Below are 15,775 nucleotides of genomic sequence, written 5' to 3'. Positions count from 1 at the left end.
GCATGGCGCAGCGCAACATCGAAATACCCCGATCCGGCACCGATATCCGATCAGTTTCTCAAGCAAAACCCGCACGGCACCGGCGCTTTCTGCTAGCGTATGGTTTTTTCCGAACTGGTCTTATTGTCATGATTAAATCGCGTTCCGGCGGTCAGTTGGTGGTAGATGCATTAGCCGTGCATGGTGTTGATACGATTTTTGGCGTACCGGGCGAAAGCTATTTGCCCGTGCTTGATGCGCTGCACGATAGTCCGATCCGTTTCATCATCAATCGTCAGGAAGGCGGCGCAGCGTTTATGGCAGACGCCTACGGCAAGATGACCGGCCAGCCCGGCATCTGCTTTGTGACCCGCGGTCCCGGTGCAACCAATGCCTCAATCGGCGTTCATACGGCGTACCAGGATTCGACACCGATGATTTTATTCGTCGGACAGGTCGGCAATGACTTCGTCGAGCGCGAAGCCTTTCAGGAGATCGACTATCGTCGCATGTTCGGTCCGATGGCGAAATGGGTCGCGCAAATTGATCGCGCCGATCGCATCCCCGAATACATTGCCCGCGCCTTTCAGGTCGCCACCAGCGGACGTCCGGGCCCGGTGGTATTGGCGCTGCCGGAAGACTGCCTGTCCGCCGTCGCCGCAGTCGCCGACACCCGCCATTACACGCCGGTACAGGCATCCGCCTCCAAGAGCCAGCTAGCCCGATTGCGCCATCTGTTAGCCGAGGCAAAGCGCCCTGTCGTGCTGCTCGGCGGCAGCGGCTGGAACCAGCAAGCCTGCGATAACATCGCTCGCTTCGCAATCAGCAATCATCTGCCGGTTGCCTGCGCGTTCCGCTTCCAGGACCTGATGGACAACGCGCATCCGCATTACATTGGCGATGTCGGCATCGGCATCAATCCCAAGCTCGCAAAACGCGTGCAGGAGGCCGATCTGGTAATCGCAATCGGTCCGCGCCTCGGCGAAATGACCACCGGCGGCTATACTATTTTAGAAGCGCCGCTCCCGCGTCAAACACTAATCCACATCCACAGCGATGCGCTGGAACTAGGTCGCGTGTATCAAGCCGATCTGATGATCAACAGCGGCATGCAAGAGATCGCCGAATGCCTGGCCGAGATGACGGCGCTCGATGCCGGCGCCTGGCAGCATACGGTCGCCGAAGCGCGTGCCGAACTGCTGGCATGGCAACAGGAACCGGCGATTTTCAAGAACGAACAGGCGCCGCTGAATCTCTGGCAAGTCGTGCAAGACATCATGCAAGCGGCACCCGCCGATACCATCATCACCAACGGTGCCGGCAATTATGCGACCTGGGCGCACCGCTACTTCCGCTACGGCGGCTGGCGCACGCAACTGGCCCCGACTTCGGGCGCCATGGGCTACAGCATACCGTCCGGCGTTGCCGCCAAAATCATCGCGCCAGAACGCACCATAATAACGTTTGCCGGTGACGGCGAATACCTGATGAACGGCCAGGAACTCGCCACTGCCGTGCAATATCACGCGGGGGTGATCATCATCGTGTTCAACAACGGGATGTTCGGCACCATACGCATGCACCAGGAAAAAACCTTCCCGGCACGCGTGTCCGGTACCGAATTGCACAACCCGGATTTCGCCGCCCTGGCACGCGCCTACGGCGCCAGCGGTGAGGTCGTCAGCAGCACCGCCGAGTTCGCGCCCGCCCTGCAACGCGCACTCGCACATACCCGCAACCATCGCTTGCCCGCTCTGATCGAATTACGCTACGACGGCAATCTGATCACGCCCGGCATGAGTCTGGCGCAAATGCGTAAAGCCGCTCTGGATGCGCAATCGGCACTAGCCAAAGCGAGTTAAAAAAAGATGATCATCGATGCAGTGAAGAAAAGTCATGTGCCGGTCGAGTATGTCGTGTTCGCCGACGAGGGCCACGGTTTCAGCAAAAAGAAAAATCAGGCAGAAGCGAATGCGAAGATATTCCAGTTCCAGGATAAGTATCTGATGCCGGTTGGGTCTGCTATGCGGAAGTAAGGATCCAGACCTCTGAAATCCAAGCCAGGAGTCCTGGACTGTCTTAAAGAGCCGCTGTAGAGAATTTTTCTACGCGGCTTTTGGCACATCAGGAAAACTGCGAAAAATCCGGTTTGCGCTTTTGAAAAAAAGCCGCGAACGCTTCTTTGGCTTCTGGTGCTGTCAGCATGCTGCGGAAGTATTTGTTTTCTTCGCCCATCTTGGTGACGATGGCTTCGTTTTGATTGCTCTTCATCAAACGTTTGGTGGCGCGGATCGATGCTGCCGGCAAGGCGACTAATTTTGCTGCTTGTTTTTGTGCATACGGCAGCAATTCTTCTAAAGGCAATACCTTGTTGACGAAGCCTATTTCGTAGGCTTCCTGGGCGCTGAATGCTTCGCCCAGCATCAGCTTTTCTGCGGCGCGCTGATAGCCGACGATTTGCTGGAAAATCAGGCTGGATGCGAATTCCGGACACAGGCCCAATTGCGTGAATGGCATAGACAGCCTTGCATTGTCGGCCAGATACACCATGTCGCAATGCATGAGCAGGGTAGTGCCGATGCCGACTGCGGCGCCGGAGACGGCGGCAATCACCGGTTTACTGCTGTGGCTCAGGGCTTGCATGAATTGATAGACCGATGGCACGCCTGCATGCTCGACAGTGGCGTTCTTCATGAAATCTTCGAGATCGTTACCGGCGGTGAAAATCTCTGGCCGGCCTGTGAACAGAATTGCGCGCACCGCAGTGTCGTCTTCTGCAGCCCTGATCGCATCGGCCATCGCCTGGTACATCGCCGCGGTGATCGCGTTTTTCTTTTCCGGGCGGTTGAAGGCTATCGTCAAAACGCCATTCTCTATGTGGGTCAAAATGTCCATGTGATCTCCTGAGTTTTGATTGAATTTGTAGTAAACAGATTATGCTGGAATTTAATGAATCAAGCCGATTATCCATTTTTAGCATAATTGATCAATAAAAAACCGTACAGAAAATTTCATGTACGGTTTTTTTGTCGTGATCGTAATTTGGAAATGCTGAGGCAGCGCAGCGAGCGGCTCAAGGTTCAGTTGAGAAGCGCAGCCGTACGAAAGTACGGTGAGCATCGCCGACTGAAGATTGAGTCGCGCAGTAGCTGAATCAGTAGTTTCATTTACATGCGTTCGAAAATGCCGGCGGCCCCCATGCCGGTACCGACGCACATCGTCACCATGCCGTACTTCAGGTTGTTACGGTGCAAGGCATGGATCGTAGTGGCAGAACGGATCGCGCCGGTTGCGCCCAGCGGGTGACCCAGAGCGATCGCGCCGCCCATAGGATTGACCTTGGCCGGATCGAGACCGAGGTCTTGCACCACTGCCAGAGATTGCGCTGCAAACGCTTCATTCAATTCAAACCAGTCGATCTGGTCTTGTGTAATGCCTGCCGCACGGCATGCTGCCGGGATCGCTTCTTTCGGGCCGATGCCCATGATTTCCGGCGGGACGCCGCGTACTGCGAAAGATGCAAAACGTGCCAGCGGCGTCAGGTTGAATTGCTTCAAAATCTTTTCGCTGACCAGGATCAATGCACCGGCGCCGTCGGACGTTTGCGAGCTGTTGCCAGCGGTCACGCTACCTTTGTTGGCAAATACCGGTTTCAGACGTGCCAGACCTTCTAGTGAGGTATCCGGGCGAGCGCCTTCGTCACGGCTGACGGTGCGGGTTTTCAATTCGATTTCGCCGGTCAACAGATTCGGTACGCGGTCGATGATGTCAACCGAGGTGGTTTCTGCATCGAAGTAGCCGGCGTTTTGCGCAGCGATCGCACGTTGATGCGATTGCAGGGCAAATGCATCTTGCGCTTCGCGCGAGACTTTCCATTGCTGTGCGACCTTCTCTGCGGTCAGGCCCATGCCGTAGGCCATGCCGACGTTTTCGTCTTTCAGGATCGCCATGTTCATGGATGGATTGTTACCCATCATAGGCACCATCGACATCGATTCAACGCCGCCTGCGATCATTACGTCGGCTTGACCAACGCGGATACGATCTGCCGCCATCGCCACCGCCGTGATACCGGATGCGCAATAGCGATTGATGGTGACGCCGCCAATGGTGTTTGGCAAACCTGCCAGCAACACGCCCATGCGAGCCAGGTTCAGGCCTTGCGGACCTTCCGGGAAAGAGCAACCGATGATCGCGTCTTCTGCCAGTTTTGGATCGAGATTCGGCACCTGGGCAAACGCAGATTGCAATACGCGCACCAGCAAATCGTCCGGGCGCGTGTTACGGAACATGCCGCGACCAGATTTGCCGATCGGGGTACGTGTGGCTGAGACGATGTAAGCGTCTTGAAGTTGTTTAGTCATTTTGTCTACCTCAATTAGTTTGACCTCACGCACTAAAAGCTTTAAAACCTCTCAACACAGAGACACAGAGACACGGAGAACCCCAGGAGGAAACCAAAACTGATTAATACCGGGATGCTGTGCTTTCTCTGTGCTACCTCTGTGTCTCTGTGTCTCAGTGGTGAAGTGTTTTCGGTTCGTTCTTGCGTTACACGTAAATCCGTTAGTTACGTACTGGCTTGCCGGTTTGCATCATGCCCATAATCCGCTCTTGCGTTTTTGGATGATTCAACAATTCCATAAACGCTTTGCGTTCCAGGTCGAGCAGCCATTGTTCGCTGACCAGGCTGCCGTTGTCGATGTCGCCGCCGCTGACCACTTCGGCAATCATCTTGCCGAGCTTGTAGTCGTGTGCAGAGATGAAACCGCCATCACGCATATTGATCAACTGCGCAGCGATCGACGCGATGCCGTGGCGACCGGTGACCGGCACCAGTTTGCGCATCGGTGCGCGGTAGCCGGCGTCGAACATGGCGCGGGCTTCGACTTTCGCTACGTGCAGCAATTCGTAGGCATTGAATACGATCACGTCGTCTTGCGACAGGTAACCCATTTTCTGCGCTTCCAATGCGGACTTGGATACGGCGGCTGTGGCTGCATTGGTGAAGTAGTTCTTCAGGAACTGCAACAGGTCAGTGCCTTTGGCATCGGCGGCGGCACGGACTGCAGCTTCTTTCAAACCGCCGCCGCCAGGCACCAGGCCCACGCCGACTTCCACCAGGCCGATATACGATTCGATCGAGGCCACGCGTTTGGCTGCGTGCATCATCAGTTCGCAACCACCACCGAGTGCCAGGCCGGCAACCGCGGCGACCACTGGCACATTCGCGTATTTCAAACCTTGATGCGCTTGTTGCAGACGCGAGATCGCCGGCTCGATCGCCTTGACGCCGCCTGACATAAACAATGGCAGCATCGCTTGTAAATCGGCACCCGCGGAGAAGGCGCCGCCTTCGGCTGCATCGGCATTCCAGATCACCAGGCCTTTGTAATTCTTCTCGGCTTCGGCAATCGCTTTTTCCATGCCTTCGATCACGCCAGGGCCAATCACGTGCATCTTAGTCTTCATGGACAGGATCAGTACGTCATCGTTCTGATGCCAGATGCGGACCGAGTCGTCTTCGAAGAAAGTGGTACCGGCAGTGGCGCCGGTCGGCGCGCCTGCGCCCAATACCGGAGCGCGGAAAGCCTGACGGTCATATACCGCTAACGTGGAGCGAGGCACATAGCTGCTGCTCGCTGCCGACCAGGAACCTTCTGCTGTATGGATGCCCTTATTTTCTGCTACCTGGCCATCAAATACCCAGGCTGGCAACGGTGCGTTGCATAGCGCCTTGCCCGCGTCGATATCTTCTTTGACCCAGCCGGCAACTTCTTGCCAGCCGGATGCTTGCCAAGTTTCGAAAGGACCGACGTTCCAGCCGAAGCCCCAGCGCATCGCGAAATCGATGTCGCGCGCATTGTCGGCAATGGTGGCGCCATGCACCGCGATATAGTGGAAAGCATCGCGGAAAATCGCCCACAGGAACTGTGCCTGTACATTGGTCGATTCACGCAAGGTCTTCATTTTCTTGACCGGATCTTTTTCTTTCAGCATGCGGGCGACGACCTCATCGGCTTTCGCGCCGCCGGTCACGTATGCTGCTGTTGCAAAATCCAGGCGCTGAATATCTTTGCCGACTTTTTTGTAGAAACCTGCTCCGGATTTCTGACCGAGTGCGCCGGCGGCGACCAGTTTCGCCAACACTTCCGGTGTTTTGTAGACCGCGAAGAATGGATCGTCGGACAAATTGTCTTGCATCGTTTTGATGACATGGCCCATGGTATCCAGACCCACTACGTCCGCCGTGCGGAAGGTGCCGGAAGATGCGCGGCCGAGTTTTTTACCGGTCAGGTCATCGACCACATCGACGGTCAGACCGAATTTTTCCGCTTCGTAAATCGTCGCCAGCATGCCGAAAATACCAACCCGGTTGGCGATGAAGTTGGGTGTATCTTTAGCGCGCACCACACCTTTGCCGAGCGTCGTGGTCAGGAAACCTTCGAGCTGGTCGATGATTTCTGCACGGGTCGAGACAGTAGGAATCAATTCGACCAGATGCATGTAACGCGGCGGATTGAAGAAATGCACGCCGCAGAAACGGGCTTTCAGTTCAGCCTCAAAACCTTCAGACAAGGCAGTGATCGACAGGCCGGAGGTGTTCGATGCGAAAATCGCATTCGGTGCGATGTAAGGAGAGACCTTCTTGTACAGGTCGTGCTTCCAGTCCATGCGTTCTGCAATCGCTTCAATGATCAGATCGCAACCCTTGAGCAATTCCAGATTGTCTTCGTAATTCGCGACTTCGATCAGGGCGGCGTCGTCTTTATTGCCGAGCGGCGCAGGGTTGAGTTTTTTCAGGTTCTCGATGGCGCGTAAAACGATGCCGTTTTTCGGGCCTTCCTTGGCTGGCAGATCAAACAATACGACAGGTACTTTTGCGTTGATGCAGTGCGCAGCGATTTGTGCACCCATCACGCCGGCACCGAGAACGGCGACTTTTTTAACGATGAAATTGGTCATGGTTTTTCCTTGTTTTAACACTCCGATTTCGTAGGGTGCGCTCTGCGCACCGCTTGAAATTCAGAGCAAAGGTGCGCACGGCGCACCCTACGATTACTCAGATGTACAGATGTATTTCATTAAAACAAATCAGCTTCCAGCGACAGCAGATTCGCCGAGCCTGAGCGAGCTTGACGGATCAGCATCGCTGTTTCCGGATACAGGCGAGCGAAGTAGAAGCGTACCGTCGCCAGTTTTGCTTTGTAGAAGGTGTCGCCGGAATCCTGTTTTTCCAGCGCGATTTTTGCCATCTGTGCGAAGAAGTAGCTGTACACCAGGTGACCTACCACGCGCAGATACGGTACGGCAGCGGCGCCGACTTCGTCTGGATTCTGGAAGGCTTTCATGCCGATTTCCATGGTCAGTTTGGTGACCTTGTCGCCCAGTTCAGCCAGCGGCGTAACGAATTCGCTCAAGGCTTCATTGGTGCCGTTCGCCTCAACAAACGCCTGTACTTTGGCGCCGAACTTACGCAGCTTCGCACCGTTGTCGCCGAGGATCTTGCGACCCAGCAAATCGAGGGACTGTACAGTGTTGGTGCCTTCGTAAATCATGTTGATGCGTGAATCACGCACGTATTGCTCCATGCCCCATTCAGAGATGAAGCCGTGACCGCCGTAGACCTGCATACATTCGGATGTCGCTGTCCAGGCATTGTCGGTGATGAAGGCTTTGATGACCGGCGTCAGCAAGGCGACTTCGTCGGCGCATTCTTTACGCACTTCTTCGTCCGGGTGATTCAGTTCTTTATCCAATTGCAGCGCAACGTAGGAGCAGAATGCACGGGCGCCTTCGGCATAGGCTTTGGCCGTGAACAGCATACGGCGTACGTCGGCATGCACGATGATTGGATCGGCTGGCTTGTCCGGTGCTTTCGGGCCGGACAGGCTACGCATCTGGATGCGGTCTTTTGCATACACCAGTGCGTTCTGGTAAGCGATCTCTGTCAGACCCAGGCCTTGCATACCGACGCCCAGACGTGCCGCGTTCATGAACACGAACATCGCATTCAGGCCTTTGTTCGGCCCGCCGATCAGCCAGCCGGTCGCATCGTCCATATTCATCTGGCAAGTCGAGTTGCCGTGGATGCCCATTTTTTCTTCGATCGCGCCGCAGAAGATAGGATTGCGCGCACCTAAAGTGCCATCGGCGTTTGGCAGGAATTTCGGTACGATGAACAGGGAGATGCCTTTCGAGCCTTCCGGGGCGCCTGGCAAACGCGCCAGTACCAGATGGACGATATTGTTGGACATATCGTGCTCGCCGGCGGAGATGAAAATCTTCGCGCCGGAAATTTTGTAGGAGCCGTCAGCTTGCGGCTCTGCCTTGGAACGCAGCATGCCGAGATCGGTACCGCAATGCGGCTCAGTCAGGCACATCGTGCCGGTCCAGTCGCCGGAGATCAGTTTTGGCAGATACAGTTCTTTTTGTTCTTGCGTACCGTGCTCATGAATGCACTCGTAAGCGCCATGCGATAGACCGGGGTACATGGTCCATGCCTGGTTCGCCGAATTCAGCATTTCGTAGAAAGAATTGTTCAGCACCAGCGGCAAGCCCTGGCCGCCGAATTCCGGATCGCAGGACAATGCCGGCCAGCCCGCTTCTACGTATTGTTTATAGGCTTCTTTAAAGCCTTTTGGTGTGGTGACTGCGTGTGTCGTTTTGTCGTGATGACAGCCTTCGCGGTCGCCCGAATGATTCAACGGGAACAGCACTTGCGAGGTAAATTTACCGCCCTCTTCCAGCACCTGATTGATGATATCGGCATCGATTTCTTCGTATTTTGGCAAATGCTTTAATTCGCCTTCTACGGCTAACAGTTCATGCAGAACGAACTGCATATCACGCAAGGGAGCGACGTATTGACCCATGATTTTCTCCTGAAGGCTAAAAATAAAACAAAATTAAGACGGTTGTGTAACAAATTCTTTGCTGCTTTTTGCACCCGGCTCAGAAAGGCTGCTCATCCGGTCTGTAGCTGATTAAGCAGTCGCGGACTCCGGCGCGTAACATCCGATCAATCGTTCAAATCCCGCTTCCGCACGTTCTACACTGCCCGGCTTGCGCAAGAAACGCGCATCGTGGTGTAACGCCAGAATCAGGCCATACATTTCATACACGATCTGCTCGGGATCGACATCGTGCCGCAAATGACCCAACTGAATGGCCTGGGTTGCGGCACGGCGCAATGCGCCCTGCCATGCATGCACCATACCGACCAGCTCATCGCGGATCGGCCCCTGGCGGTCGTCGTATTCCGCCGCGCCGCTGATGTAGATGCAACCAGAAGCGATTTCAACGGTAACGCGCTTGACCCACAAGGCAAACATCGATTGCAGACGCGGCAGGCCGCGTTCTTCTTTCATGCTCGGATAAAACACTTCTTGCTCGAAATGGTGGTGATACAGCTTCAGCACTTCGATCTGCAAATCTTCACGCGAACCAAAATGAGCGAACACGCCGGACTTGCTCATGTTCATTTTGTCGGCCAGCAAACCGATGGTTAAACCCTCGATACCATCCCGGCTGGCAGCATCCAGCGCTACATCCAGAATGGCGGCGCGGGTTAGTTCGCCTTTACGCATGAATTTCGATGTCATATTCATAATACATTTAATCGTGTTGAAATGATTCATGTTTGCACAGATTTGATGCAAACATGTGAATTAATCGAACGCTCGTACTATTAAGCACAGCGCACTAAAAGTCAAACCAGAAAGCGCCTTTAGAGGAGAGTATCTACTTAGAGGCATGCCTGTTTGAATCGTTTTGAACCTTTTTTTGAAACACCTGCTACCGCCTTGTCACAGTTAACCTCGACTAAAATCCAGTAAGCGCCGGTCACGCTTGGTCGGACGACCGTTCAGCGCGGCACTGGGCTCCCTGAAATATTTTTTATCCTGCGCCAACTGCGCACGGCGTTCCGTGCTGGCGGCGGTTTCCTGATACATGGTTTGTGCCACGCTGGCAGAGCCGCGCACATCCGCCAACCGTATGACTTGAATGACCCAGATTTGCTCGGCATGATGTATTTCAAGCAGGTCGCCGGGCTTGATATGGTGTGCAGGTTTGACCCGCTGCTCGTTCTGCAGAACCCGACCTAATTCAACCGCATTCGTGGCGAGGGTACGTGTCTTGAAAAATCGGGCGGCCCAAAGCCACTTATCGATACGGATGGTGTCGGTCATTTGTCTCTGACGGCTATGTGCTGCGGCACTATAGGCCTTGTTTTTAAAACGTTCATTCTATTTTCTTGCAATGTATTTCAGCCCCATGACAAACACAAGACATTTATAGGCAGTGAAGCCTGGTTCGCACAAGCAAAGTGCAATTGCTGCGGCGCGCATAGACAAATACTTGTACGGTCGTACAATCAGTGTACCAAGCAATTGCTTTCTACCTTATCGTGCCATGAGCTCATTAGATGACTTAAGCGGACGAAAGCGCGCGATTCTGATCGCCGCCGAGAAGTGTTTTGCAGAACAAAGCTATCAGGGCGTGTCGATACGCGATATCGCCCATGAGGCCGGGGTGCCGGTAGCGCTGGTAGGTTACTACTTCGGCGCCAAAAATGAGCTCTACCATGCGATCTACGAGCACCATAGCGGCTATATCGCAGAACGGCTGTCGGAACTAAGACGGGCACGCCTGCACACTGACCCGACCACCGCCCTGAACGCCATCATCGCTGCGTTTATCAGTCCGGTACTGAAACTCAATGAACAAGATCACGGGGTGAATTTTTCACGGATTGTGATGCGCGGCGTGATCGACCGGCATGAAGCGAGCGACCGGATTACCCGGGAATTCTACGACCCCATGGCACGCGAATTCATCGAAGCGCTGAGCGGCGCGCTTCCGGCCGCGCCTAAAGCCACCGTGTTCTGGTGCTACCAATTCGCCTTGGGCGCATTGCTGCATCATGTGGTCGATACACGCATGGAGCGCTTATCAGACGGCTTGTGCCCGGCGCGTAATGCCAAGATTGCGACGCCGCACTTGCTGCGCTTTATCACGGCGGGCATCCTGGCGGCAGCGCAATCTGCTCAGGATTAGCAGACGCGCTTGCAACTAAAGCCAAGCGCTTGAAATTGAGTCAAAAACAAAACATCTCACCACAGAGACACCGAGACACAGAGGAAAAGCAAGAGGAATACTGTCCATTTTGGACTCCATTTTTTCTGACTTTATTTTCTGTGTCTCTTTAGTGCAAGCTTGTATATGAAGTATTGGCTATTTGCGTAAACCCCACCGAGTTGAGCCGCCACCATTTGCCAATCAGACATCACCAACTACACCCAAGCCGGCACCGACGATCCATCCCTCTAGCGCATCAAAAGCAGGCAAACCGTAATTCGCATCGCGCCGCTGCCAGCCCCATGCCGCCAGTACGGCGCACAGCAGCGCATCCAGCAAATCGCCGCTGCCGTCGTCGAGTAGTTGCTGACGGAACCCGGCGCAATCAACGCGGATGCGCCAGGGCGTAGCGCCGAGCTCCAGTGCGGCGATGATCTGCCGCCTTGCTTCAAGTCGTTCCGGTGTTTGTTTGCGCCGGTCGTCGCTCTTGTAAGACGCCTGAGTGATGCTACGCGCCAGCATGCCCGGATAAGCTTCCAGTGCAATTCTGGAATCGGGTCGTACGCTGCCGTGCATACCTGGCAAGACCAGGCCGCTACGTAACAAACGCGGTGCGCCTGCATGCAGCATATAGGCCACTGGCGGATTCACCCATTTCATTGAAGGCGAGGAGCGTGCCGGAATATCGGTAGCGCGATGCGCAAACTTATTGCCGCTAGGCCTGGCATCACAAAACGCCTTAAACAAACACCGCATCCCGGCACGCGAGATATTTTCAAGCTGCTGCACCAGCGCCGCCCAATCCTGCGGCCAGCCCAGATGTTCTACCAGTTCCCGCGGCAATGAAAATGGCAGGTCAAAACCGGCCAGCCAGGGACCGGGGCGCATCAGCCAGGCATCAAATGCGGCAAAATCGCGGAGCGCTGTCAGCGATTGCAGAACAAGCGTCTGCTCATGCAAAACTGCACCGGCAATCGTAATCGCTTTGCGCTTGCCCGGTGCCGAAGTGAAATCCACCCCATACAATCTCATGAGGTGTAGCTGCCAAAAGTCGCTACCCGCATCAGGAAGCGATAGATCAGGTAAGCCGTGCCGTACCATGCGCGCTTGTACCAAGGCTGGTTCGCATAGTCGGCCGCGTCCACGGACACGCCGTCAGCAATCCCCTGTTCCAGGTGGGCGATCAATTGTTCTGCAAACTCCTGGTCGCGGATGACGATATTCGCCTCGTGATTCAAGAACAGGCTCAATCCATCGAAATTACTCGAGCCTACCGTGACCCAGTCATGGTCGATGACGGCGACTTTTGCATGCAATTGGGTTTTGCGATACTCCACAATTTTGACGCCGTGCTTGAGTAATTTAGGATAAAACGAATGCGTCACGGCGTCCTGCAATTTGAATTGACCGACGCCGATCAGCAGCGTGACATCCACGCCGCGACTGGCGGCCGAGATCAGCGCATTACGCAATTTCCGACCGGGAGCGAAATAGGGATTCGCAAGGATCGCGCGTTTTCTGGCCAGGCCGAGCGCCTGCAAATACGCGCGCTGGATGGTTGCGCGATTGCGTAAATTGTCGCGCACCACATAGCTCGCCAACACTGCCTGATGCGAATGCGAAGACATATCTTCGCGCAACTGGCGCAATAATTGAAAACGCGATTTCAAATTCAAATGACCGTGCCGCAACCATTGCGCGCGCACCTCAACGTCGATATGCAAGACCAGAGGGCCGAGCAGGTGCACGGCAAAATCCCAGCGCGGAAATGCCAGCACCTGGCCGGAGCCGTCGTCTGCCGTCAAGTCATCAATGATATTGAGTCCGCCTATCAGCGCGCAACGTTGATCGACAACACAAATTTTTCTATGGGTACGTGCCAGCCCGCGTTTAAACCAGGGATTAAAAATACGGCATTCGACGCCTTGCCGGATGAAGTGTGCAGCGAGTAGTTCGGCTTGCTTGCCGCCACTACCTAACCAGTCGATAATCACCCGGACAGACGCGCCCCGCTGTGCGGCACGGATCAGCGCCTGCTGCACTGCGACTGCAGTTACATCGTCTGCGAAAATATAAGTCTCGAGGTAAATCTCTTTGACCGCCGCATCAATTTCTGCGATCAAGGCAGAAAAATATTCATCGCCGCAGAATAATAATCTGAGCTGATTGCCGGCCACGAACTGCAATTTACGCATGATCGGATATGCATGGCGCCGCATAGTGCAAGGTCGCCAGAATAGGTACATGGTCGGATAACTTATTCCAGGGCGCACCGGTTAACACTTGCGCCTGCTCGACAGCGAAGCCCCTGACATACACGCGATCCAGGCTCAACCATGGCAAGCCGGCAGGAAAAGTCCGGCCAGTCTTGATGATTTTTTTTTGCAAAGGATGCTGGCTACCCGGCAATTGATGCAAGCCGTCATCGAAAACTTCCCTGACGCCCAGGCTCTCATACAGACTCGTACTCAGATGATTGCGCCAGTCATTAAAATCACCGGCAATAATCAAAGGCGCATCCGGCGGCAGGCTGCTCTGTATTTCATGGATCAAGGCCTGCACCTGACGCCGGCGGCTGGCCGCAAACAGTCCCAGATGGATCACAAAGCAGTGGATATCGGCAGCGGGCGCCTGGATCACCGAGTGCAGAATGCCGCGCTGCTCATACGCATGATCGGATACATCATGATTGGTCGAAGCGGCAATCGCGAAGCGACTTAGCAAGGCATTGCCGTGATGACCGTGTTCATAGACGGCGTTCATTCCGTAGCTCGAATGATGCGAATCACCGGCCAAAAAATCATGCTGCGCCTGGCCCGGCCAATGCGCATGACGCACTGCATGATGATCGTGCTGGCCTTGCACCTCCTGCAAGAAAATCAGATCGGCATCTAATAAATCAATCGCTTCTTTGATTGCATGAATACGGGCGCGCCGTCCAAATGCGCTCACCCCTTTATGAATATTGTAAGTGGCAATGCGCAGTTTCATCGCGGTTCCCGTTATTGGTGGGCGAAAGCCAGCATGGCAGGCAATTGCAAAATCGCCTCGGCATTCGATGCTGAAAAACAGCAGTCGGCAGCTTCGCGATAAGGCAACCACTGATACCGCAAATGTTCGCGCGGCGCGAGCTGGACAGGGATATTCCGCGGCACACACAAGCCGAATACATGTTCGGTGTTTTGCGTAACACCTGGCGCGTAGCGATGACGCCAGACCGGATAAATTTCGTAGATATTCGAGAGCTGCCAGTCGCTCAACGTGTATGCATTCGCATCGATGCCGGTCTCCTCCAGCACTTCACGTGCGGCGGTCGCGGATAAGGGTTCATCCAGACTATCCTGGGAGCCGGTGACCGATTGCCAAAACCCCGGCCGGTCGGCGCGCTCGATCAACAGCACTTCCAAGTCTGTCGTATAAATGACCACCAATACGGAAACAGGAATTTTAAATTCACTCATTACTTTTTTTTCTGCCTTTGTCGATCTCTTATGATACGCGTAAATGCAGATGAACAACGGGTAGCGACAGCAAAAGCATGGAGAGAATCTAAGCAAAACGGAAAACTGCCTACCTCAACTGCTATCGAACCCGCAGGCTGGATGCGGCTTTCGGAGGCATTTCGTGCCAGCAGGCGCAGCCGGATTGCGGGTTCGTTTTAATATCCCCAATCCGTGAGTTGTTTACTCTGGCCTTTGCTCTGTGTCTCCGTGTCTCGGTGGTGCGAGGTTTTGTTTTTTGCGTAAGTCCTAATGAATTAGTGTTTGCTGCCCGCCTTGGTAAGAACCGGCGGCGGCAACTCTTTGGCCTGCAATTGCTGGACTTGGGCGACCAGCTTATTATGCGCATCCAAAAATGCCGCAACGATCAATTTTGCCTCATTGGTATTGCTCCAGCCGGCCCCCAGACCACCGCCCGCCGCACCAAAGCTAAAACCGCCCAAACCCAGATCGGTGGTCTTGGCGGCACCGGTCGATGCCGCAAGTTGTTCGGTGGTCTCGTTGTCGGTCAATAATAAAGCAACCTGTGCCTCTTTAAAGCTGACCTTCTCGGCCAGACCCGTGAAGTTACGCAAAAAGGGAATCATTGCCATGATGGCTTCTACCGTGCCGCCTGCATGATTCTCAGAAAAAGTCAGGCTAGGCGTCAAGGTATATTGGGCTTCGTAGCCTTTGCCTTTCGACACTGTGGAATTTTTGCGGATGATGCCCTGATCTTGCAGCTCCTGCTCTTTGATAACCGCCTTCAAGCCCGCCGAACGATCCACTACGCGGAAGCAACCGCTTTGTTGCGCCAGCAAGCGTATCAGCGGCACCGGTGAAGCCGGGAGATTGTATTGGGTCTGTACAGTGTAACCGTTGGGATTTTCAGCCAGCGCCATGGTGGCTACCGGCGCATCGCATTTCACCAGGCTTTTACTGGCCGCTGTCGCACCGGCGGGACCAGCGGCGCCGGTCACGACGCTGCTGCCTTCACCGAGTTCGGTTTTTTTCTCGCCGCAAGCGCTCAACAGCAAGCCTGCAGCGATGAATGAAAATACTACTTTTTTCTTGTTAGTCAGTGCGTTGAAAGGCATAGGGAATATCTCACATTTCGTTAAAAATAATTGCCATAATTTACACGAATATGCGTGTGATGACACGACAAATAGGTAAGCGCCGTAACAATTCAGCATGTCGTACCAAGGTTTTCAAATGAAGGCCGAAAAAAAACG

14 protein-coding genes are annotated in these 15,775 nt (G+C 54.5%); 3 read left to right on the top strand and 11 right to left on the bottom strand.

What is annotated here, in order from left to right; genetic code table 11:
* Window positions 1–128 precede the first annotated feature (128 nt).
* Window positions 129–1,841, top strand: coding sequence for a thiamine pyrophosphate-binding protein (locus tag LPB67_RS00745; protein ID WP_262835137.1), 1,713 nt, complete (start codon window positions 129–131; stop codon window positions 1,839–1,841).
* A 6-nt stretch (window positions 1,842–1,847) separates the two neighbouring features.
* Window positions 1,848–2,015, top strand: a complete 168-nt coding sequence (locus tag LPB67_RS00740) for a prolyl oligopeptidase family serine peptidase (protein WP_262835136.1) — start codon at window positions 1,848–1,850, stop codon at window positions 2,013–2,015.
* A gap of 88 nt (window positions 2,016–2,103) precedes the next feature.
* On the opposite strand, the gene LPB67_RS00735 is transcribed toward LPB67_RS00740, so the two are convergent.
* The 6 genes from LPB67_RS00735 to LPB67_RS00710 form a co-directional block, all read right to left on the bottom strand.
* On the bottom strand, window positions 2,104–2,874 hold the full coding sequence (locus LPB67_RS00735; RefSeq protein WP_262835135.1) for an enoyl-CoA hydratase: 771 nt from the start codon (window positions 2,872–2,874) through the stop codon (window positions 2,104–2,106).
* A gap of 272 nt (window positions 2,875–3,146) precedes the next feature.
* Entirely contained in the window at window positions 3,147–4,343 is a 1,197-nt protein-coding gene (locus LPB67_RS00730) for an acetyl-CoA C-acyltransferase (RefSeq protein ID WP_262835134.1), read from the bottom strand.
* Between the two features lie 202 nt (window positions 4,344–4,545).
* On the bottom strand, window positions 4,546–6,945 hold the full coding sequence (locus LPB67_RS00725; RefSeq protein ID WP_262835133.1) for a 3-hydroxyacyl-CoA dehydrogenase NAD-binding domain-containing protein: 2,400 nt from the start codon (window positions 6,943–6,945) through the stop codon (window positions 4,546–4,548).
* Between the two features lie 119 nt (window positions 6,946–7,064).
* A complete protein-coding gene (locus LPB67_RS00720; RefSeq protein WP_262835132.1) occupies window positions 7,065–8,855 on the bottom strand; it encodes an acyl-CoA dehydrogenase C-terminal domain-containing protein in 1,791 nt (596 codons plus the stop codon).
* Between the two features lie 111 nt (window positions 8,856–8,966).
* Entirely contained in the window at window positions 8,967–9,569 is a 603-nt protein-coding gene (locus LPB67_RS00715) for a TetR/AcrR family transcriptional regulator (protein ID WP_262836128.1), read from the bottom strand.
* 225 nt (window positions 9,570–9,794) lie between these two features.
* Window positions 9,795–10,172: an RNA-binding S4 domain-containing protein gene (locus LPB67_RS00710; protein WP_262835131.1), complete on the bottom strand. Its 378-nt coding sequence runs from the start codon at window positions 10,170–10,172 to the stop codon at window positions 9,795–9,797.
* 223 nt (window positions 10,173–10,395) lie between these two features.
* Here LPB67_RS00710 and LPB67_RS00705 point away from each other — a divergent pair, with 223 nt between their 5' ends.
* Window positions 10,396–11,040 carry a TetR/AcrR family transcriptional regulator gene (locus LPB67_RS00705; RefSeq protein WP_262835130.1) on the top strand — a complete coding sequence of 215 codons (645 nt, stop codon included), beginning with the start codon at window positions 10,396–10,398 and terminating at the stop codon, window positions 11,038–11,040.
* A gap of 222 nt (window positions 11,041–11,262) precedes the next feature.
* On the opposite strand, the gene LPB67_RS00700 is transcribed toward LPB67_RS00705, so the two are convergent.
* The 5 genes from LPB67_RS00700 to LPB67_RS00680 form a co-directional block, all read right to left on the bottom strand.
* Window positions 11,263–12,093 (bottom strand): DUF429 domain-containing protein, encoded by an 831-nt coding sequence (locus tag LPB67_RS00700; protein WP_262835128.1) that lies wholly within the window; start codon window positions 12,091–12,093, stop codon window positions 11,263–11,265.
* Complete coding sequence (locus tag LPB67_RS00695) at window positions 12,090–13,256, bottom strand: phospholipase D-like domain-containing protein (RefSeq protein ID WP_262835127.1); 1,167 nt, start codon at window positions 13,254–13,256, stop codon at window positions 12,090–12,092. The genes LPB67_RS00700 and LPB67_RS00695 overlap by 4 nt, the downstream gene beginning before the upstream one ends.
* The gene (locus tag LPB67_RS00690) at window positions 13,249–14,052 is read right to left on the bottom strand and encodes an endonuclease/exonuclease/phosphatase family protein (RefSeq protein WP_262835126.1); all 804 of its coding nucleotides are present in this window, start codon (window positions 14,050–14,052) and stop codon (window positions 13,249–13,251) included. Before LPB67_RS00690 ends, LPB67_RS00695 begins: the two co-directional genes overlap by 8 nt.
* 11 nt (window positions 14,053–14,063) lie before the next feature.
* On the bottom strand, window positions 14,064–14,522 hold the full coding sequence (nudB, locus tag LPB67_RS00685; RefSeq protein WP_262835125.1) for a dihydroneopterin triphosphate diphosphatase: 459 nt from the start codon (window positions 14,520–14,522) through the stop codon (window positions 14,064–14,066).
* A 296-nt stretch (window positions 14,523–14,818) separates the two neighbouring features.
* Window positions 14,819–15,637 (bottom strand): CsgG/HfaB family protein, encoded by an 819-nt coding sequence (locus LPB67_RS00680; protein WP_262835124.1) that lies wholly within the window; start codon window positions 15,635–15,637, stop codon window positions 14,819–14,821.
* Between the last annotated feature and the right edge of the window lie 138 nt (window positions 15,638–15,775).

Origin of the sequence: Undibacterium sp. Jales W-56 (genome assembly GCF_025548535.1) — a bacterium.
GTDB lineage: Bacteria > Pseudomonadota > Gammaproteobacteria > Burkholderiales > Burkholderiaceae_D > Undibacterium.
Note: the sequence above shows the minus strand (reverse complement) of the source record. Positions and strands in the feature narration are given on the sequence as shown.